Here is a 25765-nt window from a genome sequence, read left to right as displayed (position 1 = left end):
GCCCCCACTCCTCGGGGGCCGCCCCGCCGCTTCCGGCTGCCCGGAAGCCCCCACCAGAGCGCCCGGAACCCCGCTCGACGGGCACTTGAGGAATCCGGCCGCCCCTCCGTGGCGCCGCTAGGGTGCGACGCATCCACCCCACCATCCCCCTGATTCGAACACACTTCCGCACCAGCAGCGCACAGTTCACCGGACCCACGGGTCCACAGCCCCACGAATCCACGGGCTCACGATCCTCCGAGCCCCACTCACCCGCACGAGAGGAGAACCGCCATGCACCTCAGGGTCCTCGGCCCCCTCACCGCCGACCTCAACGGCATCTCCGTCGTCCCCACCGCCGCCAAGCAGCGCCAGATCCTCGCCCTCCTCGCGCTCTACCCGAACCGGATCCTGCCCACGGCCACCCTGATCGAGGAGATCTGGGGCGACGACCCGCCAAGACAGGCGCTCACCACGATGCAGACGTACATCCTGCAGCTGCGCCGCCGGATCACCCAGGCCCTCGGGCCGACCCCGCACGCCACCGCCAAGGACATCCTCACCACCCGGCACGGCGGCTACCAGCTCACCACCCACCCGGACAACCTGGACGTCCACACCTACAACCTGCTGACCACCCAGGGCCAGCACGCCTTCAACCACGGCCAGGACCACCAGGCCGCCACCCAGTTCCGCCAGGCCCTCGCGCTCTGGCACGGCCCCGCCCTGGTCGACGTCCGGCCCGGGCCGATCCTCACCATCGAGATCATGCGCCTGGAGGAGAGCCGGCTGATCACCCTGGAACGCCGCATCGACACCGACCTGCGGCTCGGCCGGCACAACGAGCTGATCCCCGAGCTCACCCACCTGACCCACCAGCACCCGCACCACGAGGGCCTGCACGCGCAGGCCATGGTCGCGCTCTACCGGGCCGGCCGGCAGACCAGCGCCCTGACCACCTACCACCACCTGCGGCACCGGCTGACCACCGAGCTCGGCATCCAGCCCTCGCCGCACCTCCAGCACCTCCAGCACGCGATCCTCACCCTGGACCCCACCCTCAACACGCCCACCACGGCCCACCCGACCACCTACAACCTGTACTCGGCCTGAGCCCCGTCCGGACGGCCGTCCCCGCCGACCTCTCCCAGCTCCCAGCCCTCACCCACAGGACGCGTCATGACCACCGCACCCGAGAAACCCCTCGCCCTGATCACCGGCGGTACCCGCGGCATCGGCCTCGCCATCGCCCGCGAACTCGGCAGCCGCGGCCACCGTGTCTTCATCTGCGCCCGCACCGCCCGGGACATCGACCAGGCCCTCGCCACCCTGCGCGACGAGGGCCACCAGGCCGACGGCCTCACCTGCGACGTCCGCGACCCCGTCCAGGTCGGCGAACTGATCCGGCACGCGGTGGCCGAGTACGGCCCGATCACCGTCCTGGTCAACAACGCCGGACGCACCGGCGGCGGGCCGACCGCGACCACCACCGACGACCTCTGGTACGACGTCATCGACACCAATCTGAACGCGGTCTTCCTGGTCACCCGGGAGACCCTCCGGCACGGCCACATCACCAGCACCGCCCACCCGCGGATCATCAACATCGCGTCCACCGCCGGGAAGCAGGCCGTCACCCTGGGCGCCCCGTACACCGCGAGCAAGCACGCCGTGATCGGCTTCACCCGGGCGCTGGCCAAGGAGCTGGCGCCGACCGGAACCACCGTCAACGCCATCTGCCCGGGGTACGTCCAGACCCCGCACACCACCAGGATCCACCACGAGTACGCGACCGCCTACAACACCACCCCCGAGACCATCCACCAGCACTTCCAGCAGCACATCCCGCTCGGCCGCTACACCACGCCCGAGGAGGTCGCCTCGCTGGCCGGCTACCTCACCAGCCCCACCGCGGCCAGCATCACCGCCCAGGCACTGAACGTCTGCGGCGGGCTCGCCACCCAGTAACCCCGGCGCGATCCCGGCCGGCCACGGGAAGGATGAGGGCTCCGGTGCCCGCTGATCAGCCATGACGAACCGTCAGTTCTCCAGCGCACCCGTCACCTTGCTGGTGGCCGGCGCACCCGCGCCCGAGCCCTGCCTGCCCGCCGGCCGCCCGCCCGGGCCGCTGGACGCCGGGGCGGTGCGCGCCGCGCTGGCCGGCGCCGCCCCCCGGCCCCGGCGGACCCCCGAACGGCCCGCCCGGGCACCGGAGTTCGTCCTGGTCGAGCTGCACCGGAGATACCCGCCGGAGGCGCTGCGCGCCGCGCTGCGCAGCGTCCTCGCCGACGACCCCGCCGGGCCCGCGGCAGACCTGCTCTGGCAGCGGACGGTGGACGGCCCGGACGGGCTCGACCGGGTGCTGGTGGAGCTGGGGCGCAGCCTGGCCGGCGGCCCCCGGCTGCGGGCGGTCCTGGTCGAGGAGGCGCGCGACGCCACCGGGGACGGCGGGCGCCACGACTCCGGGAGCGGGGCGCCGGACGGCGGGCGGCGGCTGTTCGTCGGCGTCGCCCAGGGCCCGCTCGCCCGCGCCGCCGGGGTGCTGGAGGAGCTGCGCGAAGCCCTGGCGCACCCGCCGGAGCCGGTCACCGTACCCACCAGCGCCCTCCAGCGGGAGCTGCTGCGCCAGGTGATTGGGGAGTCCGAGCCTGGCGGGCGGCACGTCGAGCAACTGTCCTGGAACTGGCACGGGCCGCTGGACACCGAGCGCTTCACCGCGGCCTGGCAGTCCGTCTTCGACCACGAGACGGTGCTGCGCGCGGCCTTCGACTGGGACGAGCACGGCCCCGACGACCCCTGGATGGTGCTGCACGAGCACGCCGTCCCCGAGGTGACCAGGCACCGCCACGGCGCCGCCGAGTGGGAGGACCTGCTCGCCGCCGACCGCCGACGCGGCTTCGACCTGCGCCGCCCCGCCCTGCTGCGCGCCACCCTCGTCGACGCCCCGCCGGACGCCGGGGAGGGGCCCGCCACCCGGGTCCTGCTCACCTACCACCACGCCATGCTGGACGGCTGGAGCGTACGGCTGCTGCTCCAGTCCTTCTACCGCGCCTACCTGACCGGCGGCGTGCTGGCCGGCGGCCAGCGCCGCCCCGACCTGCGCGACCACGCCCGCTGGCTGTCCGGCCAGAGCACCGACGCGGCACGGCAGTTCTGGTCCACCCGGCCCCCCGCCACCGCCGTCCTGCCGCTCGCCCCCGACCCGCGCCGGCGCGGCAGCGGCCGGGCCCGGCGCCGGCTCACCCCGTACGAGGCGGTCCGACTGCGCGGCTGGGCGGCCGCCTGGGGCGCGGGCGAGAGCAGCGCCCTCCAGGCGGCCTGGGCGCTGCTGCTGTACCGCGCCGAGCAGACGGACCGGCCCCGCCGCCCGGCCCGCGCGGTGCGGGTCGGCTTCGCGGTGACCGTCTCCGGCCGGGGCATCCCGCTGGACGGCGTCGAGCGGCTGCCCGGCGCCCTGCGCAACCCGCTGCCGATCTCCGTCCGGGTGCAGCCGGGCACCACTGTGCCGCAGCTGCTCGCGGCGCTGCGCGACGGGGTGCTCGACCTCGCCGCGTACGAGTGGGTCTCCCCCGGCCAGGCCCACCGCTGGACGCCCGGCGCGCGCGGCCAGCGGCCGAACAGCCTGGTCGTCCTGGAGCACCAGCCCGCCGCGGCGCACCACCTGCGGCTGGAGACCGACCTGGCCGCGCACGGCATCCACGTGGAGAGCCCGGCCCCGGCCGGCACCCTCACCTCGTACCCGATCACGCTCGCCGCCCACTACGACGCCACCGGCGGGCTGGTCCTCACCACCACCCACGACCGTGCCCTGCTCGCCGACCGGGACGCCGCCGAACTCCTCGACCAGAGCGCCCACCTGCTGCGCAGCTTCCCCGACCTGCCGAGCGGGCTGGGCACCACCGAGGTGCTGCGCTCCACCCTGGCCGGACAGCCGGCGCCCCGGCTGGGCGAGCCCGCGGCCGGCGCCGCCGAGGGCACCGAGCCGGCCGCCCCGGCGGTGCGCCTGGACGTGCTGCGCCGGGCCGCCCACCCGGGCGCGGGCTGGGTCCTGCTGCTGCCCCCGCCCGACGCCCCGCACACCCGCTACCCCGGCGCCGCGCGCGACTGGCCCGGCCCGCAGGCCCTCGGGGTGCTGCGCCCCGCCGGGGACGACCCGCCCCCGGCCGCGTACCGACCGGTGCTCGGCCCGCTGCTGGAGTCCCGCGCGCCGGTCGCCCTGGTCGCCCCGCCTGGGCTCGGGGCCACGGCGTGCGGGATCGCCCGGCTGGGTTCGCCGGCGCACCCGCCGCTGGTGGTGCTGCTCGACGGGGACGGCGACCTGACGGCGGTGGCGGGCCTGCTGGGGGGCCTGCCTCGGCGCCGCTAGGGCCACCGCGCGGCTTGGATAGGGCCTAGGGTGGCGACCGTGGCCCGCTTCGTCCTGATCCGCCGTACGCCGCTGCCGCCCGCCGAGTGCTGGGAGCGGCTGACGGCCTGGCCCCGGCACGGGGACCGGGTGCCGTTCACCCGGGTCCGCGTGGTCCGGGGCTCCGGCCGGGAGGCGGGCGATGTCGTCCTGGCCCGGACGGCCCTCGGGCCGTTCCGTTTCGACGACCCGATGGAGCTCACCGAGCTGGTCGTCCCCGGCCCCGGCCGGGACGGGCGGTGCCGGCTGGTCAAGCGCGGCCACCCGGTGCACGGCTGGGCCGAGCTGCGGGTCCGGGCGGTGGGCGGCGGCAGCGCGGCGGTCTGGACGGAGGAGCTGACGGTCGCCGGCCTGCCCCGGGCGCTCGGTCCGCTGCTCGATCCGGTCCTGGCGCGGTCCGGGCGCCTGGTGTTCGGCCGGGTCCTGGACCACCTGCTGGGGCTGTAGCGGCCCGGCCGCTCAGGACGGCAGGAAGCGGGCGCCCGGGCCCGGGCTGCGGTAGACGGAGTCCGGGGGCAGGTGGGTGTGGCCGCCCGCGCATTCCAGCACGAGGGTGACCGGTTCGTCGCAGTCGTGCTCCTCGCCGCCGCCGTGCCGGACGACGACCGACGGGCCCTCCTCGTCGGCGAGGTACTTGTCGCCCCACTCCAGCAGGGCGATCACGGTGGGCCGCAGGTCCCTGCCCTTCTCGGTGAGGTGGTACTCGAAGCGCTGCCGGTCGCCGGGCTCCTGGTACGGCACGCGGCGCAGCACGCCCGCGGCGACGAGGCCGTCGAGTCGGGTGGACAGCAGGTTGCTGGCGATGCCGAGCCGGGTGCGGAACTCCCCGAAGCGGCCGACGCCGTCCAGCGCCTCCCGCACGATCAGCAGCGACCAGCGTTCGCCGACCGCCGCGAGGGCGCGCCCCATCGAACAGTTCACCGGGTCGATCCGCCGCCGCTGCTCCGCCATGGGTCGATCCTAGCCCGTCCGACCCACCTGGGTTGACAATCCGTACTCAGCCCGGGCTAGGCTCCGGGCCGCCTGAGTTGAGAAATTAAATCCAGGAGGCGACGGCCATGCCGATGCTCGACGTCCACATCCCCGACGGCGCCCTGCGCCCGGAGGCGGAAGCGGCCCTGCTCAACCGCATCACCGAGATCCTGATCCACCACGAGGGCTTCGACCCCGCCGACCCGGTCACCCGCTCGGTGTCCTGGCTCTTCCTCCACCGGCCCGCCGCCGTCTACGTCGGCGGCGAGCTCGCGAACGCGCCGCGCTACAAGGTCGTCCCGTCGGTGCCCGAGGGCCAGCTCGACGCCCGCAAGCGCGCGGGCGTCATCGCCGACGTCACCGAGGCGATCCTGGACGCCGAGGACGGCGCCTGGCCGCGCGACCCCGGCCGGATCTGGGTGTTCCCCACCGAGATCCCCGAGGGCCACTGGGGCGGCTTCGGCAAGGTCAGGCCGCTCGCCGCGATCCTCGCCCGGCTCACCGGCAACGACCGCGCCCGGGCCCGCGACCTCGCCGCGCGGCGGATCGCCGAGAGCCGCGCCGAGCACGCCCGGCTGCCGTAGGGCGCACCCGACGCCGCCGACCGACGCCGGGCCCCCGGTCAGCCCCCGTCGCGGCGGACGCGCCGCGGGTCGGCGGAGGCCCGGCGCCAGTCCAGGTACTGCTGGCGGACGTACGAGCGCGCGTCGTCGTCCGTGGAGGCGGTGACGCCGTCGTGCTCGCACAGGTAGCCGGCCGAGATCCGCGCCCACACCACCTGCTCACGGTCCGCGTCACCGCCCGCCAGCGCGATCCGGTCGGCCTGCGCGGCGGCGCGCAGCAGGTGGGCACGCCGCTTGCGGGGCGGGCTCTTGGCGGTGCTCCGGCAGGCCGCCAGGTACGTCTGCTCCTCCGCGACGCCCGGGGCGGCCGCGTACGCCTCAGCCGCCGTGGGCACCGGCCCGGCCAGCACGCTCCGCACCGGCGGGGGCGGCGTCGGCGGCAGCCCGCGGGTGTGGAGCACGTCGTCGGCGAACTCCGGCCGGTCGACGGGCAGCCCGTGCCGGCCGAACAGGGCGAACAGCTCGGCCAGGGCGCGCGGTTCGAGGCCGCGCGGCCGGTCGTCGTCGGTGACGTCGAACCGGCCGAGCAGCGGGCCCCAGAACCGGCCCGGCGGGTCCACCAGGCGCAGCCGGAGGGTGACCCGGTGGACGCTGGTCTCCTCCTCCTCGTCGAACTCCATGGCCAGGCCGCGGATCTCCGACCAGGCGTAGCGGCGCGGGACCAGCAGCCGGACCACGGTGAGGCCGTCCGCCTCCTCCCGCAGCCAGAAGGTGTGCGGCACTCCGACGGCCACCGCGCCAGCCACCAGGGCGCCGACGAGCACGGCCGTCCCCGGGTCGGCCAGACCGGACTCCCCCAGCACGATCACCGTCACCAGGGCCAGCAGGCAGCCGACGCCGATGATGTCCACCCGTCGCCGCATGTACGACAGCCGTACCATCCGCATCCCGCCCCCTGGTGTCCCCTGCGTGTGGGCTCCACGCTCCCGGCAGCGGCCGGGCCCGGGCAAGCACCGGCGGGCAGCTGTGACGGCCCCGTGACGAACCCGGCCCACCACGCTCCGGACAGCGCTACCGCCCGCGCAGCCGCCGGACGAGGTCGCGGGCGGCCTCCGGCCAGCTGGGGTGGTCGAAGGTGAAGCCCGCGTCGAGCAGCCGGGTCGGGACGACGCGGCGGCTCTTCAGCAGCAGTTCGGTGTCGGAGCGCAGCGCGAAGGCGCCCAGCTCGGCCATCCAGCGGGTGGCGGGCAGGGCCAGCGGCATGCCCCAGGCGCTGCGCAGCTCGCGCATGAACGCGCGTTGCGGCAGCGGGTTCGGGGCGGCGAGGTTGACCGGGCCGGTGAGGTCCTCGCGGGCGATCAGGAACTCGACGGCGCGGGCGAAGTCGCGCTCGTGGATCCAGGAGACGTACTGGGCGCCGCCCGCTACGGGGCCGCCGGCGCCGAGCCGGGCCAGCCAGGAGAGCGCGTCGAGGGAGCCGCCGCGCTCGGGGCCGAGGACGGCGGCGGTGCGCAGGGCGACCCGGCGGGTGTGCGGGGTGTCGGCCTCCGCCTGGGCACGCTCCCAGGCCCGGGCGACGTCGATGCTGTGCCGCCAGGCGGCCGGGGCGCCGGGCTCGCTGCCGCCGATCAAGCCGTCCAGCTCGCCGTTGGGGGCGTCGTGGCGGTGGGCGTAGACGGTGGCGGTGCTCATCTGGAGCCAGTGCGCGGGCGGGCGGCGGGCGGCCGCGACGGCCTCGCCGACGACCCGGGTCGACCGCACCCGCGAGTCCATCATCTCCTGCCGGTTCGCCTCGGTGGAGCGGCAGTTGACGCTGCGCCCGGCGAGGTTGAGCACGACGTCGGCCCCGTCGACCTCGGCCGCCCAGGCGCCGAGGGTCCGTCCGTCCCAGCCGACCTGCCGGGGCTCGGCGGGCCTGCGGCTCAGCACCACGACCTGGTGCCCGGCGGCGGTCAGGCTCCGGTCGAGCAGCGCCCCGAGTGCCCCCGATCCGCCGGGAATGACGACCTTCATGGCTTCCCCCTCCTGCCCCCGGTTCCTGGGAGCCCAGCCTAGCCCAAGCTTCTGAACGCGTTCAATTACACCGTCCGCGCCACCGCCCGGACGACTGAAACCACGGTGAAACCGCACTGAAGGCGGGCCCCGGCAAGCTCCGGGGCATCGAAAGCCGCACAGCCGTGTGACGAAGGAGAGACCCGCCATGACCACCACCCCCGTCCGGCTCACCCCCGAGGACGTCGAGAACCCCGTCGGCGCCTACGCCCGCTTCCGCGAGCAGACCGAGCTGCCCCGGGTCGTCCTGCCCGGCCTGGACACCCCGGTCCGACTGGTCACCCGCTACGCCGACGTCAAGGCCGCGCTCACCGAGCCCCGGCTGATCCGGGACCGGGCGGGGCTCGCCGCTCCGGCCGACGCCGGATCCGACCCGCAGGACGAGCTGCTGGCCGCCGCCTTCGACAGCTTCCCCGCCGAGTACGCCGGCTACCTCTCCGGCCACCTGGCACTGTTCGACGGCGAGGAGCACGCCCGCCGCCGCGCGCCCCTGACCCGCGCCTTCACCGCCCGCCGGATCGCCGCCCTGCGCGGCTTCGTCGAGCGCACCGCCGCCGAGCTGCTGGCCGACCTCGCCGCCCGGGACGAACCGGCCGACCTGCTCGGCGAGTTCGCCTACCCGCTGACCACCCAGGTGATCTGCGAGCTGGTCGGCGTCGAGGAGGCCGACCGGCCCCGGGTCTGCGGCTGGATCCGCGACTTCGCGTACGGCGACGGCAGCCGCACGGTCGAGGGCCTGGTCGGCATCGTCGACCACGTCAAGGAGCTGATCGCGCGCCGCCGCGCCGAACCCACCGGGGACCTCATCTCCACCCTGGCCCACGACACCCGCGAGGGCGAGCAGCCGCTGGACGAGGACGACCTGGTCGCGGCCGTCTTCCTGCTGATCAACACCGGCATCACCCCGCCCGCGCTGTTCCTCGCCCACGGCCTGCTCGCCCTGTTCGACCACCCCGACCAGCTGGCCCGGCTGCGCGCCGAGCCGCAGCTGCTGGAGCGGGCCGTGCCCGAACTGCTGCGATACATCACCCTGGTGCGGATCGGCGCCACCCTGTACGCCGCCGAGGACTTCACCTTCGCCGGGACGGCGCTGCGCACCGGCGACCCGGTCACCGTCGCCCTGCTGGCCGCCGACCACGACCCGCGGGAGTACGGCGAGGCGCCAGAACGCCTCGACATCGCCCGGGAGTTCGGGCGCGGCGACGGCCACCTGGCGTTCGGCCACGGCGCGCACTACTGCCTGGGCGCGGCCCTCGGCCGGCTGGTCACCTCGGTGGTGCTGGACCAGGTGCTGATCCGGCGGCCGGAGGCGGCGCTCGGGGTCGCGCGGGACGGGCTGGAGTTCGGCCACTGGCCGGCCGACGGCTTCCACCTGCTGCGGCTGCCGGTGCGGCTCTGAGCGGGCGGCGGCGTGCCGGCCCCCCCGCGCTCAGCCGCCCACCAGCCGGCGCGCCTCGGCCGCCAAGGCGGACCGGTCAGGCGCCGCGTACGCGGCCACCGCCCGGCGGTACTCCGCCGGGTCGGCCCGCTCCGCGTCCGCCCGGGCCGCCGCCGAGCCCATGGTCGGCTGGAAGGTGCGCAGGCAGCGGAACCGCTCGGCCAGCACGACCAGCCGTACGCCCGTCCGGGTCCGCTCGGGATCGCCCTCCCGGCCGCCCCGGTCCAGCGCCACCAGGCCGAGCGCGAGCAGCAGCGCCCCCGCGAGCGGGCCCTCCACCAACGCGGCCGGCCGGCCCAGCAGTTCGACCAGCCGCTCCGGGAGGGAAGCCGCCAGGGCGGCCACCCGCTCCGACTCGCCGTACCGGGCGTGCGCGGCCACGCAGGCCGCCATCGGCTCCAGCGCCCAGGACGGCTCGGCGGGCGGCTCCGCGGCGCGGGCGAGCAGCTCGGCGGAGCGCCGCCACAGCGCCAGACCGGCGTCCACCTCGCCCCGGGCGAGGGCCAGTTCGGCCCGGACGCCCAGCTCGGGGGCGGGCAGCTCGGCGGCCTCCGCGGGCTGGTGCCGCACCGCCAGCTCCAGCCAGTGCTCGGCGCCGTCCGGGTCCCCGGCCTGCAGACTGCCGATCACCATGCCCCAGCGCAGGCCCAGCATGTCGTTCCAGTCGCCGAGCCGGTCCAGCTCCGCCATCGCCGCGCCCAGCAGCGGCAGGGCCTCGGCACCCCGCTCCCCCTGCAGATGCAGCTCGCCGAGCCGGGCGAGCGCCAGCACCCGCAGCCAGGGCACCGGCAGCGTCTCGAAGGCCGCCAGCGTCCGCCGCGCCGAGGCGGTCGCCCGCTCCATCTCCTGCGCGGCCTCCCAGCGGTAGCCGGCCACCGCCTCGGCCACACCGGCGAGCAGGGGTTCGGGGGCGGCGCACAGGGCCGCCAACAGCCCGCCGTCCGGGTCGCCGTCCGCTCCGCCGTTCGGGCCGAGCACCTCCGGGACGGCCGCCATCACGGTGGCGATGGCCCGCACCGGGGTGTCCGGCGCGGCCGGGGGCAGCCGCCGCAGGGCGGCGAGCAGCCGCAGCGCGCCGGTGCCGGTGCCGAGCCCGCCACCCGCGGCGAGCAGGGTGTTGACGGTGCTCAGGGCGGCGAGGGTGCGCACCGGCTCCAGCAGTTCGGGCCCGGGCCGCAGCCGGGAGACCGGGCCGCCGGTGTCCTCGGCGAGGGCGAGCAGCCGGACGTAGTTGCCCTCGGTGGTCCACAGCCCGGCGAGGACGGCGGCGGTCGCGGCGACGGCGGGCCCGTCCCCGGCGGCGAGGGCCAGCCGCAGCGCCCGGACCAGGTTGTCCTGCTCGGCGCGGACCAGCCGCCACTCCGGTACGGCCGCCGGGCCGAACGGGCCGTCGTGGTGGTCGATGCCGAACTCCCGCGCCCAGAGCAGGAACCGGGCGGTGACGGCCTCGTCCTCCGCCGCCTTCGTCCGCTCGGCCGCACCGAACTCGCGGACCGTCTCCAGCATCCGGAACCGTCCCCCGCTCGGGGTGTCGGTCAGGCGCAGCAGCGACTGGTCGACCAGGTCCTCCAGGACGGTCAGGACGGTCAGGACGTCGGGGTCGTCGAGCAGTCGCCCGGCGGCGCGGGCGGTGAAGCCGCCGGGGAAGACGGAGAGCGCGCGCAGGGCGGCCCGGCCCGGCGGGTCCAGCAGGTTCCAGCTCCAGTCGACCACGGCCTGCAGGGTGCGGTGGCGCTGCGGCGCGTCCCGGGGCCCGCCGCGCAGCAGGGCGAAGCGGTCGGCCAGCCGGTCGGCGATCTCGGTCACCGCCAGCACCCGTACCCGGGCCGCCGCCAGCTCCAGGGCCAACGGGAGCCCGTCCAGCCGGGCGCACAGCGCGGCGACCGGGCCGGCCGGCAGCTCGACGTCCGGGCGGGCCGCCCGGGCCCGCTGGGTGAACAGCTCGACGGCGGACGCCCGGTCCAACTCCGGGAGCAGGTACACCGATTCGGCGGAGATCCCGAGCGGGGTGCGGCTGGTGGTGAGCACCCGCAGGTCAGGGCGGGCGGCCACCAGCGCGTGCACCAGGTCGGCGACACCGCGCACCACCTGCTCGCAGTTGTCCAGTACCAGCAGCACCGGCCCGGCGGCGAGCACACTGGCGATCCCCGCCCGGTCGCCGGCGCCGAGGGCGGCGGCCACCGCCCCGGCCACGTCCTGGTCGGCCGCCACTCCGGCCAGCGGCACCAGGTGCACCACCCGCTGCGCCGCCCCGCGCGCCACGGCGGCGGCCACCCGGGTCTTGCCGAGCCCGCCGGGGCCGACCACCGACACCACCCGGGCGGTGCCCAGCAGTTCCGCCACGGCGGCGAGATCGGCCTCCCGGCCGACCAGCGGGTTCGGCTCGTGCGGCACCCCGCGCCGCACCGGAGCCGCCGCACCGCGCAGCAACTCCTGGTGCAGCAAGCGCAGTTCGGGCCCAGGGTCGGCGCCCAGGGCATCCCGCAGGCCGCGGCGGTAGCGGTCGTACCGGCCGAGCGCGGCCGCCGCCCCGGCCGTCCTGGCCTCGCAGCGCAGCAGCTCCAGCAGCACCTCCTCGTCGCGCGGCTGCCCGGCGGCCTCCTCAGTGAGCGCTTCTACGGCCGCCGCGTGCCGCCCGGTGCGCGCCAGCGCGAGCGCCCGGGCCCGCCGCAACACCCGGTGGGTGCGGGCCCGTTCGGCGCGCAGCGCGGACACCGGGTCCGTCCCCTCGGGCTCCGCGGGCGCGGTGTCCCCCTCCCAGAGCTCCAGCCCCGCCTCGGCCTCGGCGAGCGCCCCGGCATGGTCCCCGGCCCGGGCCTTCTCGGCGCAGGCGGCGGCGTGCAGCAGCACCGCCGAGGCGTCCACCCGTTCCTCCCCGAGCCCCAGCCGGTACCCGGTCGGCGTGCTGACGATCAGCTCCGCCCCGAACTTCGCCCGGGCCCGCGACACCAGCACCTGCAGCGCCTTCTCCGGCCGCTCGGGCCGGCCCTCCGGCCACAGCCCGTCCACCAGCCGCCCCCGGCCGCACCCGGCCCGCACCTCCCCGGCCAGCAGGGCGAGCAGCCCTCGCAGCCCGGGCGCGGTGACCTCCTCACCCCGGCAGGAGACCGTGGACAGCACGCGCAGCTCGATCGTCACCGCGCCAGGGTAGCGATCACCGGACCGTACGTCCGTTCTGATCCCCGGTCAGCGGACGTGGGCCTTGTCCCTCGTCCCTTGTCCCGGAAGGCAGCAGCGCCTACCCTCCCGATATATCGATCCGATACATCGAACCGATAGCTCGCGCCCCCGGGGCCGGTCGACCCCGGGCGGACGCCCGCGCGCTGTGCACCCGGCACAGCCCGTCGACCACGAGGAGCCACGATGACGGGGACCGACCACAGGACGGGGCACCACCGGGATGCCACCCGCGGCCACGCGCCCACCGGACAGGTGCCGGCGCAGGACGAACGACGGCTGCACAGCTCGTCGTTCGGCCGGGCGGCGGTCGCCTACGCCGAGCACCGCCCGGACTACGCGCACGCCGCCGTGCACTGGGCGCTCGAAGCCGCGCCCGGCCCACGGGTGCTCGACCTCGGCGCCGGAACGGGCAAGCTCACCGCCACACTGGTCGCACTGGGCCACCAGGTCGTCGCGGTCGAACCCGACCCGGCGATGCTGGCCGAACTGCGCGGCACACTGCCGGACGTCCGCGCGCTGGAGGGGAGCGCCGAGGCGATCCCCCTGCCGGACGGGTCGGTCGACGCCGTGGTGTCCGGCAACGCCATGCACTGGTTCGACATGGCCGCCGCCGGGCCCGAGATCGCCAGGGTCCTCGCGCCCGGCGGCGTCCTGGCCGGCCTGTGGAACGTCTTCGACGACGGCATCGCCTGGGTGGCCGGCCTCGCCAGGGTCACCGGCCCCGCCGCCATCGGTCCGCGCGACGTGCCCGGCAGCTGGCGCACCGAGACGGCCCGGATGCACCTGCCCGCGTCGGGCGGCGCCGACGCCTGGTTCGACTCACCGGAACAGGCGGAGTTCCCCCACGGCCAGCGGCGCACCGCCGACTCCCTCGTCGCGACCCTCGCCACTAAGGCCGGCGTCCTGGTCATGCCCGAGCAGGAACGCGAGGCCCTCCTGGAGGCGACCCGCACCTACCTCGCCGCCCGACCGGAGACCGGCGACGGCGAGTTCATCCTCCCGATGCTGACCAGCGTCCTGCGCGTCCGCCGGATGTGACGCCCGTCCGCCGCCTGCCGCCCGGGGCCCCTACAGCGTCCCGGCGTCCGGCCGGTTCGACCGCCGTGCGGCTGGTCGTGGGCTGGTGGAGAGCCGTTCAATCGGCGCGGAGGGCGCGTTCCGTGATGTTGCGGGCCATGCCTCCGAAGACGGCGCTGTGGAACGGGGCGATGGCCCACCAGTAGGCGTGTCCGGCCAGGCCGTGCGGGTGGAACAGGGCCCGCTGCCGGTAGCGCGCCCCGCGTTCGCCGTCGGGTGTGACGGAGAGTTCGAGCCAGGCAAGCCCGGGCAGGCGCATCTCGGCCCTCAGCCGGAGCAGCCGGCCGGGTTCGATCTCCTCCACCCGCCAGAAGTCGAGGGAGTCCCCGACCCGCAACCGGGCCGGGTCACGGCGGCCCCGGCGCAGTCCGACGCCGCCGACCGCGCGGTCGAGCCAGCCGCGCAGGGCCCAGGCGAGGGGGAAGGAGTACCAGCCGTTGTCACCGCCGATGCCTTCGATGACCCGCCAGACGGCGGTGACCGACGCGGTGACGGTGCGTTCCCGGATGTCCTGGTAGAGGCTGCCGCCGGCCCAGTCGGGGTCCGTGGGCAGGGGGTCGCTCGGGGCGCCGGGCAGGGAGGCGGAGGACCAGCAGGTGGCGACGTCGGCGTCCTTGATGCGGCGCAGGGCGAGCGTGACGGCCTGGTCGAAGCCGGTCAGCCCGTTCGGCGGGTCCGGGATCCACCCGGCGATGTCGTGCTCGCCGCAGACGACTTCGTGGCGCAGGGACTCGACCAGGGGGCGGGCGATGGAGTTCGGCACCGGGGTCACCAGGCCGACCCAGTGGCTGGAGAGGCGGGGGGTGAGGACGGGCACGGGGACGATCAGGCGGCGGCGCAGTCCGGCCGCGCGCGCGTAGCGCCGCATCATCTGCTGGTAGTCGAGGACGTCGGGGCCGCCGATGTCGAAGGTGCGGTTCACCTCGGGTGGCAGGTCGGCGGCGGCGGCGAGGTAGCCCAGGACGTCGCGGACGGCGATGGGCTGGATACGGGTCGACACCCAGCGAGGGGTGACCATCGCGGGCAGGCGTTCGGTGAGGTAGCGGAGCATTTCGAAGGAGGCGCTGCCGGAGCCGATGATCACGGCGGCGCGCAGCTCGGCGGTCGGGACGCCGCTGGAGCGCAGGATGCGTCCGACCTCGGCGCGGGACCTCAGGTGGGGTGACAGGTCCGCTTCCGGCACCGCGGTGGGCACGAGGCCGCCGAGGTAGACGATCCGGGTGACGCCGGCGGCCGCGGCGGCGGCCCCGAAGGCTCGCGCGGCTTCCCGGTCGGTGGTCTCGAAGGAGGGTCCGGTGCCGAGGGAGTGGACGAGGTAGTAGGCGGCGTCGACGCCGGCGAGGGCCCCCGGGAGGGTTTCGGGCCGGGTCACGTCGCCGGGGACGACGTCGACGTCGGCCCGCCACGGCTGGTCCCGCAGCCGGTCGGGGTCGCGCACCAGGCAGCACACGGAGTGCCCGCGCGCGAGCAGTTCGGGCACCAGACGGCCGCCGATGTAGCCGCTCGCGCCGGTCACCAGGCAGCGCTTCGAGTCGGGGCGCAAGGCGTTCATCTCGGCTCCTCGTCCGACGTCAAGGGTGTCGATTCCGGCCGGTGCCCGGACCGACGGGACCAGGATCCCGCCTTGCTTCCGGAGCCCGCGACCGGGTGGACCGGCGGGCGCGTCGGCCGGTCCTGGCGTTCGCCCGCGCCGAGGACCGGCCGGCCGTGCTGGAACCGGGCCGTGAGGTCCTCGGGCGCGACGATCGGGGGCGGGTAGTCTCCGTCGAGGAGCCAGGGGCGGTGGACGGACGGCCCTGGCAGGTGGGCCAGTTCGGGCACCCATCGGCGTACGTAGTCGCCCGTGGGGTCGTAGCGGTCGGCCTGGCGCAGCGGGTTGAGGACCCGGTTGGGGCGGGTGTCGGTGCCGGTGCCCGCGACCCACTGCCAGTTGAGCTGGTTGACGGCGATGTCGCCGTCGACGAGCAGGGAGAGGAAGTGGGCGGCTCCGATCCGCCAGTCGAGGTAGAGCGACTTGGTGAGGAAGCTTGCCGTCAGCAGGCGGGCCCGGTTGTGCATCCAGCCCTCTTCGGCGAGCTGGCGCATGCCGGCGTCGATGATCGGGTAGCCGGTGCGGCCCTGCCGCCAGGCTTCGGCCTCGCGCTCGTCGTGGTGCCAGTGGTCGTCCCGGGTGCGGTAGTCGCGGTGGGCGGCGTCGGGGCGGGCGGCGAGCACCTGGTGGTGGAAGTCGCGCCAGGCGAGCTGCCGGACGAAGGCCTCCGCTCCGGGCCCGCCGCGCTGGAGCGCGCCTGCCGCAAGCTCGGTGGCCGACAGGCAGCCGAAGTGCAGGTACGGGGAGAGCCGGGAAGTGCCGTCGGCCGCCAGATCGTCATGGACGTCGGCGTACGCGTCGACGTCCCAGCGACGCCGGAGTTCCCGGCCCGCTCTCTCGCCACCGTGCGGCAGGGAGGGCGAGAGCGGGCCCCTGAACACGAGGTTCTCGCTGCCGATGCCGTCCGGCGTGCGGATCACCCGGGGCGCGGCCAGGACGCTGCGGTGGGGGGCCTGCTGCCAGGCGCGGTGGTACGGGGTGAAGACCGCGTAGTGGCTCCGGCCGGCCGGGGTGATCCGGCCCGCCGGGACGACCGTCAGCGAGGCGTCGTGCACGTGCAGGCGGTCGCCGAACACCTCGCGCAGCCGTTCCTCCCGCCGGTGCGCGAAGGCGCTGACGCCCGCGGCGACGTGGACGGTGGCGGCACCGGCCTCGGCGGCGACCCTGGCCGTCTGCTCGGCGGGCTCGCCGCGGCGCACGACCAGCCGGGAGCCGGCCCGGCGCAGCGAGGCGTCCAGGTCGGCGAGGCAGTCGGACAGGAAGGCGAGCCGGTTGGGCGCGGCGAACCCGGCGCCCTCGACGGCGGGATCGAGGACGAACAGCGGCACGACCTGGTCGGCCGCGGTGTGGGCGGCGTGCAGGACCGGGTTGTCGTGCAGCCGCAGGTCCTGGGTGAACAGGGCGATGGAGACGGTCACGGGCGGTGCCTCGCAGGAGTGCGGTCGGGGTGGTCGGGTGTCGGCGCGTGGCAGGGGCGCGAACCCGCCGGTGCGGGCCGCGCAACGGCCCGGCCGGGCCGTTGCGCGCCGAGCAGACCCGGGACAGGGGACGGGACGGTGTGTCGGTGGTGGCACTTCAGGCCGTGACGGCCTGCTCCAGGAGGTCGACGGCGTCCGCGAGGGTGCGAGGGCGGGCTGCGCCGGCCCGGGGCTGGTCGCGGGCCCAACCGGGACCGGCGGCCACGACCAGGGCTCCGCCGCGGGCTCCGCGCGGGCCCCACACCCTGTCGCCGACCCTGCGTACCAGCTCGCGGTCCGCGGTGTGCTGGTCCTGGGACCAGATCATCACGGCCGACGGGCCGATCCGGTGGACGGCGTCGAGCAGGGCCCGGGGCGGGACGGCCGCGCCCAGTATGCGAAAGGGGACCCCGCGCTCCGTGAGCGCCGCGGCCGTGGCCTCGATGGCGAGGGTGTGCAGTTCGAGGGGCGTCGCCGTCAGGAGGACGGGCCTCACCTGGCGGGCGGCGGGCCCGCCGACGGCCACGCCCCGCAGAGCGCTGGAGACGTGCCAGGACAGCAGGTGCTCGACCTCGACGTACTGCTCGCCGTCCGCCGCCCACCTGCGGCCCGCGGCGCGCAGCGCGGGCATCATGACCTCCGTCCACGCGTCGACCACCCCGAGCGCGTCCACCGCTTCCCGCAGGATCCGGGCGACCTCCGGCCCGTCCAGCCGCACCGCCGCCCGGGTCAGGCCCCGGCATTCAGGGCGCACCGCTCTGACCCGCGAGGCGTGGCTTCCGCCCGGACCGTGCCCGAGCCGCCCGCCGCCCTGTGAGTCCGTTCGCGGCTCGGGGAGAGCGCGTCGCGGGCTGTCCTGGTGTACGGAGACGTCGCGCTCGGCCAGGGCCGCCCGTGCCGCCTCGCCCGGAGGCACCCCGCGTGCCGTCAGCCGGCACATCGTCTCCAGGACGGCGATGTCCCGGGGGCTCCAGCGGCGGTGGTGTCCGGTCTCCCGATGGGCCGGGCCGATGCCGTAGCGGCGTTCCCAGGAGCGGACCGTCGTGGGTGACACACCCAGCCGCTGGGCCACGCGGCCGGTCGGAAGCCCGACAAGGTCCACCGGCTCGGGTGCCGGGTCCGGGTCTCCGGATCGCGCTCCGATCCGCCGGCCGGGGTCTCGGCCGGCCGATGAGGTCACCATCCTGCGGTCCTCCCCACGGCGAACCCCGCGCGGCACACCACCACGGCGGCGATGACCGGCAGCGGGCTCCGGCCCGGCCGGGCCGTGTGCGGCTCGGCCGGCTCCGGAGCGGCGATGCCCGCGCACCGCGACGCCTCGCACTCGGGCGTCTCCGTGCGCGGGCTCCCGGGAGCGGGGCGCTCCCGGGCGGGGAACTGTCGGCCGATGGTCACGCGCCCAGCCTCCCCGTCGACGGCGCGCAGGTCCACCCGTCCCGGATGGACGCCGGCACGGACCGGACCACCGGAGGCCGCGGGTGGAAGGCGACTCCGTACACGGGTGCGGCAACCGTACGGTGGAGCACCTCGGACGCGCCGTCGTCGCCGTGCGCCGACAGGTCCAGGAGACGACTCAGGTCTGCGGCACCCGGCACTTGCCTGCCGCCGAGATCCAGGCCGGAACGGGTTCGGATGAGCGAGGTCACGCGGCCACGGTGCAGCGGTTCAGCACCGGTAGCCCAGTCGAATCGTTTGTGCAGCGTTTTTCCGAGGGGAATCAGACCTGCCGGACGATGCGGCACCGCCGGCCCCGGCGGAGACGACACCACGGAGTCCCGCGCCCCTCGCCCTCGAACGCCCGGCGGGCACCGCCGCGGTCCGCGATCCCCCGGCGGTATCCCAGAACTCTGGGATACCGCCGGCAGCGGCCGACATCCAGCATCAGTACGGACGATCCCGCCGGCGCACGGGCGCCGCGTAGGTGGAGCCAGCCCTGGAGCCGTCCATGACCAGCTTGTTCGAGTCCACCGTCCCCCAGCCGGAGCCTGCGGACCACCGGGCCTTCGCGGGTGAGCTGTTCGGGCGGGCACGTGAGACGGCCGAGCTGCTGCGGCTGCTCGCCGACCCCACCGTGCCGGGCGTGCTGCTGCACGGCCTTCCGGGCAGCGGCAAGACCCGGCTGGCGTCCGCGGTCGCCGAGCAGTACCGAGCGATGGGCGGCACGACCGGAACTCCCTGCCCGGCTTCGTTACTGACTGTCGATCAGATCGAACCGGACGAGTATCCGGCACTGCTGGCCCGGTGCGCCTCGAGTGGGGCGAAGCTGCTCGCGACCGGTCGCCTGCCATCCACCGGCGCCGACGTGGCGTACCGGGTGGACCCACTGGCCGTTCCGGTGGACTGGTCGCCGATCGACCTGGACGCCTTCTGCCGCATCCCCTCGGTGCAGGTCTTCACGGCCGCCCGGCAGGCCTGGAGCCCGTGCTTCACGGTGACCGCCCGGAACCAGCAGGCCGTAGGCCGGATCTGCGTGGAACTCCGGGGCCTGCCAGGCGCGTTGGTGGTCGCGGCCCGGATGGCGGCGCTGGAGGGCATCGGCACCGTGCTGACCGCACTCGGCGGCGCGGGAGGAGGCGGACCCGCAGGAGGCAGGATTCCGGGCGGCGGGGCGGCCCCCTGCGCCGGGCCGCGCGTCCCGCCGGCGGGCCGGCCGGCGAGGCGACCAGCGGGGCGGGGCGGCCCGCTCGGCGCCGACGAGGCGCGACTGCTGTCCTGCACGCCGCTGTTCGTCGGCGGGTTCGGACCCGAGGCGCTCCGGGCGGTGTCCGGGATCACGCCGAGCGCCTTCCCTGCGGCGCTCGAAGCCCTGCTCGGTCGGCAGTCGCTGACGCTCGAGGACCGGCCGTCCGGCCGACTGGCCGGTGCGGCCGAAACGCGGCTTCATGTGCCGTTCGACGGCCTGCCTGAGGCCCGGCCCGCCGACGGCAGGTTCACCGTCCTCATGCTCCGCCACGCGCGCTACTACGCCCGGCTCGCGGCCGGGGCCGGCCGTCGGCTGGCCGTCGGTGACCAGCCGACAGCCCTGCTCGCCCTGCGCGTCGAGGAGGCCAACCTCCGCTTGGCGGTCAACACCCTGACCGGCCACGGGCTCACCGCCGAGGCCCTCGACCTGATGGAGCGGTTGCTCGCCCACGCCCGCCTCGTCGGCCTCGGCCCGGCCTGGGCCGACCGGGACGCCGCGCTGCTCGGCTCCACCAGTGCCACCGGCGAGCGGGCGCGCGTCCGGCTGGCGCTGATCCGCGCCGAAGCCCGACTGCTCGACGGCGACCACGAGTCGGCGACTGTCCTGCTGGACGAGACCGAGGCAGCCTCAGCCGAGTCGGACCGATGTCGGACCACACCCGATGCCCCCTCCACGGCGGCCCGACTCCTGCGACTGCGGGGCCTGACCGGGTTCGACCGCGACCCCGCCCGAACCCTCGCCGCACTCATTCGGGCGGCAGAGCTCCTCCGCGAAGCCGACAACGAACCGGCGGCCCTGCGCGTCGAGTTGGAGGCTGCCCTGGCCGAGCTTCGGCTCGGTCGAACCGGTCCCGGCAGCGCGCTGGCGGACCGGGTGCTGACCGCGGCGCGGCACCGGGGGGACGCGCTGCTGGCCGGCACGGCCCTGCTCCATCTGGGCCTGCTCGCCGCCGCCGACGGCGATCCGTCCGCCTCCCGCGCCCACTACGTCGAGGGGCTGGCCCAGCTGCGCCCGCTCGGCGCCGTCGCCACGCTCGGCGCGCTGGTCGGCCTGGTCGCGAGCCCCCTGCGCCCGGCACCGGCCCGGGCGACCGACGCCGCCCGACTGCTGGGCAGCTTCTATCCGGCGCGGGCCGGCATTCCCGGCGACCCCGCGGATCCCGACCTGGCCACCGCCCGGCTGCTCCCCGGCATCCGCCGCCGGTTCACCGAGGACGAGTTCACCCACGCACTGGCAGCCGGCGCGGCCACCGCGCTCCCGGACCTGCTCTGCTCCCTCGGCGAGTCGGACTCCGCCGGGACACCGCCGAAGAGGAAGCTGACGAATCGTCAGTTCCAGGTCTCGCTCCTGGTGGCCGACGGGCTGAGCAACCACCAGATCGCGCGTCGCCTGGGCATCTCGGAGTGGACCGTGGTCAACCACCTCCGCGAGGCGATGCGGCGGTTGCAGTGCTCCTCGCGGGTCGGCGTCGCCGGCTGGGTGCACCACTCCGGCCGGCGGCCGGGCCCCGCTCACGGTGCGAAGCGGGGATGGTACGACGATCCGTTCGAGACCTCCTGACCCAGCGGGAGGGCCCGCCGCCCGGGCTTCCGCCGACTCGGCTTCCAGGTCGGCCGGTCCGTACACCACCCGGCTGCCACGTCCGCGACCGCTCGGGGCGCCTAACGGAGCCCGGTGAGGGTCGCCACCCGGTCGAAGCGGCCGTCGATGGCCTCGTCCCCGTGGTGCACGACGAGCAGGGCGCGCCCCTCGGTCCGCTCCCGAAGCACCCGGAACACCAGCTCCCTGCCGCCGTCGTCGAGGTTCGCGAACGGCTCGTCGGCCAGGTACACGTCCGCGTCCTCGTGCAGGAGCACGGCGACCCCGACCCGCTGACGCTGGCCGGACGACAGGTCCGAGGGCAGTTGGTCGGCCAGGACGTCCAGACCCATCGCGGCGCGCAGCCGCTCGTCGGCGACCAGTTCGCGCACCGGCAGCGGAGGCAGGTGCACCGGAGCGGTCAGGCTCGCCACCCGGGGCGGCAGGGTGACCGCCCCGGCGTCGGGGGCGAGGGTCCCGGCCATGACGTGCAGGAGCGTGGTCTTCCCGCAACCGTTGGGGCCGCGGAGCAGCACGCGCTCGCCGACGCGCAGGTCGAACTCGTCGATCGACACCTTGGCCCCCTCCCCGTACCCGACCCGGACCCCGCGGACCCGTACCAGGGCCCCCTCCTCGTAGTACGGGGCCTGCCCGGAGTCCCGCAGGGACTCGATCCGCTTGAGGACCGCGCTGCTCCGGCGGGCCTGCGGAATCATGTTGACGAGGTCGAAGATCCCGGTCACCGCCCGCCACAGCGAGTTCACGAAGGCGAGGAAGCTGCCGAACGACATCCGCCCGGCGAAGACGAAGAAGGCTCCGGTGATCATCGAGGCGGTGTCCGACAGGTTCATCACCAGGTCGCTGAGGGTTCGCTGCCGCTGTGACAGCCGGAAGTTGACGAAGGTGAGGTCGAGGAACCCGCGCAGCGCGTCCCGGTTCACCGCGCGGGTGCCCGGCAGCAGCGACGGCAGTCCGCGCAGGGCGGGGAAGGACTCCAGCGTGCGGGTCAGCGTGTTGATGTACCGCGCCTCCGCCTCGCGTTCCGGCCCGGTGTTCTGCTCGATCCGCCTGCCGAGCCGGTTGCTCACGAGCACCAGCGGCGGCACGATCACCAGCAGGATGAGGCTGGCCTGCCAGGACAGGTAGAACAGCACACCGAGGAAGGCTACCGACGCGACCGCCTGGCGCGCGATGCGGAGGGAGACGTCGATGGCCGGCAGGACGCCCTGGGCGACGTCGTTGTGGATGCGGCTGACGTACGAGGCGTTCCCCGCCTTCGCCACCTCTCGGCTGTCCAGGCCGAGCGTGCGGCTCAGCAACTCCGTCTCCAGCACCAGCGTGAACGCGTTCTCGAGGCGCTTGCGCCAACAGGCGACGCAGTAGTCCGTGATGGTGAGGGTCAGTCCGAACAGGAGGTACCCGAGGCCGAGGACGAGGAACCTGCGGAAGTCGGCGGTCAGGATCGCCTGGTCGAACAGGGCCTTGAGCAGCAGGGGGTGCAGCAGGGCCTCGAGCCCGCCCATGGTGGCCTCGGCGACGAGGACCACCACGAACGGGGCCCGGTGGCCCCGCAAGGTACGCCACAACCGGTTGTTCACCGCGCCGCCTCGTCCAGCAGGAAGTCGGCGGTGCCTCCGGTGTTCACCCGGTGGAGCACCCGCAGCAGGCCCGCCGACCCGGTCAGGTAGTCGCAGGAGCAGCGCAGCAGCCCCTCACCGGGAAGGCCCAGCGGGGTCCGGCCGTCCTGGCGCGGCAGTCCGAAGCGCTCGGCGGGCTCGAACAGGAACACCTTCCGGACGAAGTCGAGCTGCGTCAGCGCCTTGTCGCGGTAGGAGCGGTCGCCGGTGAACTCGGCCGCGTCGAGCAGCGCGTCGGCGATCCCGCTCATGCCGAAGGCGTACCCGGGCAGCACCGAGTAGCGGACGTCCAGCCCGCGCAGGACGGCGCGTGCCGCGTCCAGGTCGCCGTAGCGCAGCAGCACCTGCGCCACGCCCGCGGACCCGACCTCGATGTACGGCTCCATGGTTCCCTCGTGCTCGAACATGATCGGGCCCGCGCCGTCCAGGGGCTTGGCGTGGGCCATCTCCCAGGCGAGCGCCTGCCGTCCGAGGCGCAGGTGGCGCTCCTCTCCCGTGACCTGGTGCATGCGCAGCAGGAACATCGCGACGCCGGCCTGTCCGAAGCCGAGGCCGGTCATCGGCCCCTCGGCGGCGAACTCGTTCACCCAGTAGGCTCGTTCGCCGTCGTGCCGCACCGTGTCGTGCAGGGCTCGCGCGCAGTCCCGTGCCGCGGCGAGATCGCGCGGGTCGCGGCCTTGCAGGAAGAAGCGCAGGTTCGTCATCCCCACTCCGGCGAGGCCGTAGTAGAAGGTGTGGTCGCCCTGCTCCACCGCGCGCCGGTTGGCCTGGGCCATCAGCTGCCTGGCCTCGGTCCCGAACCCGAGCGAGTCGGCCGCCCAGGCGATGCCGGCCAGGCCGTTCATGAGACCGTCCGGGTACTGCGCGCTGTCGATGTCGGCCAGCTTGCCGCCGAGCCAGTCGTGCCATTCGGGCCGGATCGCGATGCCGGAGGAGTGCAGCGCCCACAGGACGCCGCTCGCCCCGAAGCCGAGGCTCAGCGGGTTGGTGATGTGCGCGAAGGGGTCCACGGGGAAGAGCGTGCTCCGGCCGGTGTCGGCGACGGCCTCGACGAACGCGGCCACCCCGGTCTCCGCCTCCACCAGTCCGAGCCGTTCCTCGACGACGGGCCGCGCCGGGAGGGCCTCGACCTGGTCGAGCAGGTCCGCCTCGTGTTCCAGGGCGTCGAGCACGTCGGTGAGGCCGATCCGGTCCCCGGCCAGGTCGGTGATCAACCGGTGGACGCGCTCCGGCCAGCCCAGGCCCTCGGTGATGAAGATCCGGTACAGGTCGAGGACGTCCTCGCGCAGGTACGACATCGCCGCGATCGGGAAGACGAAGTACGCCATGGTGGACGCCAGGGCGTACCGGTCGCCCTCCGGCCCGAACGCCTTGAAGCCGTCGCGGGAGAGGCTGAACCCCGGTGTGAAGAGTTCGACCGGCTGCTCCAGCTCCGCTTCGCCGCTCCCGCCGTCGCCGTCGGTACCACCGTCGCCGTCGGTCCCGGCCAGCCGGCAGGCTTCCAGGTCGACGATGGTCACCTCCAAGGTGTCCGGGTCGACGAGCAGGTTCGAGGCGGTGAAGTCGGCGAGGATCACCCCGCGGTCGTGCGCGGCCTGGATCGCGCGGGCCAGCCCGCGGAAGACGGCGAGGAAGATCCGCAGGTACTCCCGGGACCGCTCGATGTCGAACCCCGGCCGCGCGAGCGGGTTGCGTTCGAGCAGCACCGAGCGGAGGTCGGAGCTGTCGATGAACTCCTCGGCGATGAAGTGGTGCTCCCAGTGGCGGAACTTCGCGATCGGAGCCGGGTACGAGCCGGTGTCGGCCAGCCGGTTCAGGAACATCCACTCGCGGCCGAGGATGTCCACGGCGTCGTGGTTCCGACGGGGGTTGACGTTGGTGTGCGGACGGGCCTCCTTGAGCAGCACCGGCCGGTCGTCGTGCGCCGTGTCCTCGGCCGTGTACACGCCGCCGCTGTTGGAGAACTGGATCGCCCCGGTCACCCGGAACCGGCCCCCGAGCAGGCCGTCGTCCTCGTCCTCGTCCGCGGGCTTCCAGTCGTCGAACGGCCAGGGCACCCAGTCGGGCCGGGCCCGCCCCAGGCCCCGGTCGTCGGGGACGGGACCGTCCGGCCCGAGGATCCGCGGGTGCCGGCGGCCGAGGACGTCGACGGTGTGGGTGTCGAGGAACTGGCCGTAGCGGAAGTACAGCGCCTTGCTGTCCCGGTACCGCAGGTCCGACAGGACGTAGGCGCCCTCGTAGCCTTCCAGGAGTCCGGCCAGGTCGGCCAGGACGGCCCTGAACTCGTCGTCGTCGCGCGGGTAGACGGTGACGAGCTTGCCGCCGCTTCCCCGGGACATCGACTTGGAGTTGAGCATCTCGAAGATGTTGATGTCGAGGGCTATCTTGAAGTCGGTCCCGCGTTCCGTCAGGTATCCGACCACCGAGGCGGCGACCTCGCGCACGTGACGGCAGCTCGCCGACACATGGATCTTCCAGCCCTGCGCCGGCAGGTCCGGGCTGGGCCGATGGCTCCACCAGATGCCGCTGCGGACGAACCGCGCCCGCAGCGGCTCGTCGAGCCCGGCGAGGAAGTGGTCCGCGCTCGGTTCGTACGAGACGTCGAGCGGGTCGAAGAACAGCGTGTCGTTCCACGCGAAGAGGAAGCGGTAGACCCATCGTTCGTTGCGCATGTCAGCCTCTGCGATCGTCCGGGGCGGCCGGTGGAAGCGACAGGGTCCGTGCGGGGGACGCGGCACGCCCCCCGCACGGACCCGTCCGGCTACGGCTGGCCGGGCTCGCTGGGCTTGCAGCAGGCGCTGCTGCTGCTCGTCAGGCTGAGGACTGCCACGGCGCTCATCTTGACGCGGGCCTCGATGTTCTGGAGCTTGAGGACACTCATTCGGGTCGTCTCCTGGGAGATCGAGTGCGCGGGACGCGCAGCGAGGGTGGGATTCGCACCGGCCGGTGGTCGGTACGAGCCCGGACCGTGATGCCTCCGCGGTCCGGGTGATGGCGAGTCTCGTCGTGGCACACCGGGTACCGGTAGGGGCTGATAGTTGTCATGGTCTTTCGACCGGCTCGGCCGCAGACTGAAAAGCTGTTGTCCTTCCGGGCCCCGGGCGCGACGGAGGCGGGGCCCGCGATTCGTCCTCGCGGGCCCCGCCTGGTGTC

18 protein-coding genes are annotated in these 25765 nt (G+C 75.1%); 8 read left to right on the top strand and 10 right to left on the bottom strand.

Features of this window, described 5'->3' with window-relative positions; all coding sequences use genetic code 11:
• Window positions 1–273 precede the first annotated feature (273 nt).
• The 4 genes from ACFCY1_RS37450 to ACFCY1_RS37435 all read left to right on the top strand — a co-directional run bounded on the left by ACFCY1_RS37450 (window position 274) and on the right by ACFCY1_RS37435 (window position 4831).
• A complete protein-coding gene (locus ACFCY1_RS37450) occupies window positions 274–1092 on the top strand; it encodes an AfsR/SARP family transcriptional regulator (RefSeq protein WP_049653285.1) in 819 nt (272 codons plus the stop codon).
• A gap of 66 nt (window positions 1093–1158) precedes the next feature.
• Complete coding sequence (locus tag ACFCY1_RS37445) at window positions 1159–1947, top strand: SDR family NAD(P)-dependent oxidoreductase (RefSeq protein WP_074002979.1); 789 nt, start codon at window positions 1159–1161, stop codon at window positions 1945–1947.
• A 61-nt stretch (window positions 1948–2008) separates the two neighbouring features.
• Complete coding sequence (locus ACFCY1_RS37440) at window positions 2009–4345, top strand: condensation domain-containing protein (RefSeq protein WP_375877436.1); 2337 nt, start codon at window positions 2009–2011, stop codon at window positions 4343–4345.
• Between the two features lie 39 nt (window positions 4346–4384).
• On the top strand, window positions 4385–4831 hold the full coding sequence (locus tag ACFCY1_RS37435) for an SRPBCC family protein (protein WP_375877435.1): 447 nt from the start codon (window positions 4385–4387) through the stop codon (window positions 4829–4831).
• A 12-nt stretch (window positions 4832–4843) separates the two neighbouring features.
• On the opposite strand, the gene ACFCY1_RS37430 is transcribed toward ACFCY1_RS37435, so the two are convergent.
• On the bottom strand, window positions 4844–5335 hold the full coding sequence (locus ACFCY1_RS37430) for a helix-turn-helix domain-containing protein (RefSeq protein ID WP_074002981.1): 492 nt from the start codon (window positions 5333–5335) through the stop codon (window positions 4844–4846).
• A 107-nt stretch (window positions 5336–5442) separates the two neighbouring features.
• Here ACFCY1_RS37430 and ACFCY1_RS37425 point away from each other — a divergent pair, with 107 nt between their 5' ends.
• Entirely contained in the window at window positions 5443–5940 is a 498-nt protein-coding gene (locus ACFCY1_RS37425; protein WP_375877434.1) for a hypothetical protein, read from the top strand.
• A gap of 38 nt (window positions 5941–5978) precedes the next feature.
• On the opposite strand, the gene ACFCY1_RS37420 is transcribed toward ACFCY1_RS37425, so the two are convergent.
• The gene (locus ACFCY1_RS37420) at window positions 5979–6866 is read right to left on the bottom strand and encodes a hypothetical protein (RefSeq protein WP_375877433.1); all 888 of its coding nucleotides are present in this window, start codon (window positions 6864–6866) and stop codon (window positions 5979–5981) included.
• 124 nt (window positions 6867–6990) lie between these two features.
• Window positions 6991–7932 (bottom strand): TIGR01777 family oxidoreductase, encoded by a 942-nt coding sequence (locus ACFCY1_RS37415; RefSeq protein WP_375877432.1) that lies wholly within the window; start codon window positions 7930–7932, stop codon window positions 6991–6993.
• Window positions 7933–8119: 187 nt separating this feature from the next.
• Here ACFCY1_RS37415 and ACFCY1_RS37410 point away from each other — a divergent pair, with 187 nt between their 5' ends.
• Window positions 8120–9370 carry a cytochrome P450 gene (locus ACFCY1_RS37410; protein WP_375877431.1) on the top strand — a complete coding sequence of 417 codons (1251 nt, stop codon included), beginning with the start codon at window positions 8120–8122 and terminating at the stop codon, window positions 9368–9370.
• A gap of 30 nt (window positions 9371–9400) precedes the next feature.
• Here ACFCY1_RS37410 and ACFCY1_RS37405 read toward each other — a convergent pair whose 3' ends face one another.
• The gene (locus ACFCY1_RS37405) at window positions 9401–12547 is read right to left on the bottom strand and encodes a BTAD domain-containing putative transcriptional regulator (RefSeq protein WP_375877430.1); all 3147 of its coding nucleotides are present in this window, start codon (window positions 12545–12547) and stop codon (window positions 9401–9403) included.
• Window positions 12548–12772: 225 nt separating this feature from the next.
• On the opposite strand from ACFCY1_RS37405, the gene ACFCY1_RS37400 reads away from it, so the two are divergent.
• Window positions 12773–13627: a class I SAM-dependent methyltransferase gene (locus tag ACFCY1_RS37400; protein WP_375877429.1), complete on the top strand. Its 855-nt coding sequence runs from the start codon at window positions 12773–12775 to the stop codon at window positions 13625–13627.
• 97 nt (window positions 13628–13724) lie between these two features.
• Here ACFCY1_RS37400 and ACFCY1_RS37395 read toward each other — a convergent pair whose 3' ends face one another.
• From ACFCY1_RS37395 to ACFCY1_RS37385, 3 genes are all read right to left on the bottom strand, one after another.
• A complete protein-coding gene (locus ACFCY1_RS37395) occupies window positions 13725–15218 on the bottom strand; it encodes an SDR family oxidoreductase (RefSeq protein WP_375877428.1) in 1494 nt (497 codons plus the stop codon).
• Window positions 15215–16675, bottom strand: a complete 1461-nt coding sequence (locus tag ACFCY1_RS37390) for a cryptochrome/photolyase family protein (protein WP_375877427.1) — start codon at window positions 16673–16675, stop codon at window positions 15215–15217. Before ACFCY1_RS37390 ends, ACFCY1_RS37395 begins: the two co-directional genes overlap by 4 nt.
• Before the next feature lie 157 nt (window positions 16676–16832).
• Window positions 16833–17768, bottom strand: a complete 936-nt coding sequence (locus tag ACFCY1_RS37385; RefSeq protein ID WP_375877426.1) for a B12-binding domain-containing protein — start codon at window positions 17766–17768, stop codon at window positions 16833–16835.
• 891 nt (window positions 17769–18659) lie between these two features.
• On the opposite strand from ACFCY1_RS37385, the gene ACFCY1_RS37380 reads away from it, so the two are divergent.
• The gene (locus tag ACFCY1_RS37380) at window positions 18660–20957 is read left to right on the top strand and encodes a LuxR C-terminal-related transcriptional regulator (protein WP_375877425.1); all 2298 of its coding nucleotides are present in this window, start codon (window positions 18660–18662) and stop codon (window positions 20955–20957) included.
• A gap of 101 nt (window positions 20958–21058) precedes the next feature.
• On the opposite strand, the gene ACFCY1_RS37375 is transcribed toward ACFCY1_RS37380, so the two are convergent.
• The 3 genes from ACFCY1_RS37375 to ACFCY1_RS37365 form a co-directional block, all read right to left on the bottom strand.
• Window positions 21059–22573 carry an ATP-binding cassette domain-containing protein gene (locus ACFCY1_RS37375; RefSeq protein ID WP_375877424.1) on the bottom strand — a complete coding sequence of 505 codons (1515 nt, stop codon included), beginning with the start codon at window positions 22571–22573 and terminating at the stop codon, window positions 21059–21061.
• Window positions 22570–25284, bottom strand: a complete 2715-nt coding sequence (gene lanKC / locus ACFCY1_RS37370; RefSeq protein ID WP_375877423.1) for a class III lanthionine synthetase LanKC — start codon at window positions 25282–25284, stop codon at window positions 22570–22572. The genes ACFCY1_RS37375 and lanKC overlap by 4 nt, the downstream gene beginning before the upstream one ends.
• Window positions 25285–25373: 89 nt before the next feature.
• The gene (locus ACFCY1_RS37365) at window positions 25374–25493 is read right to left on the bottom strand and encodes a class III lanthipeptide (protein WP_220449990.1); all 120 of its coding nucleotides are present in this window, start codon (window positions 25491–25493) and stop codon (window positions 25374–25376) included.
• Window positions 25494–25765 lie beyond the last annotated feature (272 nt).

Source organism: Kitasatospora sp. NPDC056273 (assembly GCF_042268845.1).
Taxonomy (GTDB): domain Bacteria; phylum Actinomycetota; class Actinomycetes; order Streptomycetales; family Streptomycetaceae; genus Kitasatospora.
This window is presented reverse-complemented; position numbering and strand designations above follow the sequence as displayed.

What these genes read in the sequence shown, in the direction of transcription:
- ACFCY1_RS37450 (WP_049653285.1), top strand. Translation starts at nt 274, where the DNA reads ATGCACCTCAGGGTCCTCGGCCCCCTCACCGCCGACCTCAACGGCATC.
- ACFCY1_RS37445 (WP_074002979.1), top strand. Translation starts at nt 1,159, where the DNA reads ATGACCACCGCACCCGAGAAACCCCTCGCCCTGATCACCGGCGGTACC.
- ACFCY1_RS37440 (WP_375877436.1), top strand. Translation starts at nt 2,009, where the DNA reads ATGACGAACCGTCAGTTCTCCAGCGCACCCGTCACCTTGCTGGTGGCC.
- ACFCY1_RS37430 (WP_074002981.1), bottom strand. Translation starts at nt 5,335, where the DNA reads ATGGCGGAGCAGCGGCGGCGGATCGACCCGGTGAACTGTTCGATGGGG.
- ACFCY1_RS37425 (WP_375877434.1), top strand. Translation starts at nt 5,443, where the DNA reads ATGCCGATGCTCGACGTCCACATCCCCGACGGCGCCCTGCGCCCGGAG.
- ACFCY1_RS37420 (WP_375877433.1), bottom strand. Translation starts at nt 6,866, where the DNA reads ATGCGGATGGTACGGCTGTCGTACATGCGGCGACGGGTGGACATCATC.
- ACFCY1_RS37415 (WP_375877432.1), bottom strand. Translation starts at nt 7,932, where the DNA reads ATGAAGGTCGTCATTCCCGGCGGATCGGGGGCACTCGGGGCGCTGCTC.
- ACFCY1_RS37410 (WP_375877431.1), top strand. Translation starts at nt 8,120, where the DNA reads ATGACCACCACCCCCGTCCGGCTCACCCCCGAGGACGTCGAGAACCCC.
- ACFCY1_RS37400 (WP_375877429.1), top strand. Translation starts at nt 12,773, where the DNA reads ATGACGGGGACCGACCACAGGACGGGGCACCACCGGGATGCCACCCGC.
- ACFCY1_RS37395 (WP_375877428.1), bottom strand. Translation starts at nt 15,218, where the DNA reads ATGAACGCCTTGCGCCCCGACTCGAAGCGCTGCCTGGTGACCGGCGCG.
- ACFCY1_RS37380 (WP_375877425.1), top strand. Translation starts at nt 18,660, where the DNA reads ATGACCAGCTTGTTCGAGTCCACCGTCCCCCAGCCGGAGCCTGCGGAC.
- lanKC (WP_375877423.1), bottom strand. Translation starts at nt 25,284, where the DNA reads ATGCGCAACGAACGATGGGTCTACCGCTTCCTCTTCGCGTGGAACGAC.
- ACFCY1_RS37365 (WP_220449990.1), bottom strand. Translation starts at nt 25,493, where the DNA reads ATGAGTGTCCTCAAGCTCCAGAACATCGAGGCCCGCGTCAAGATGAGC.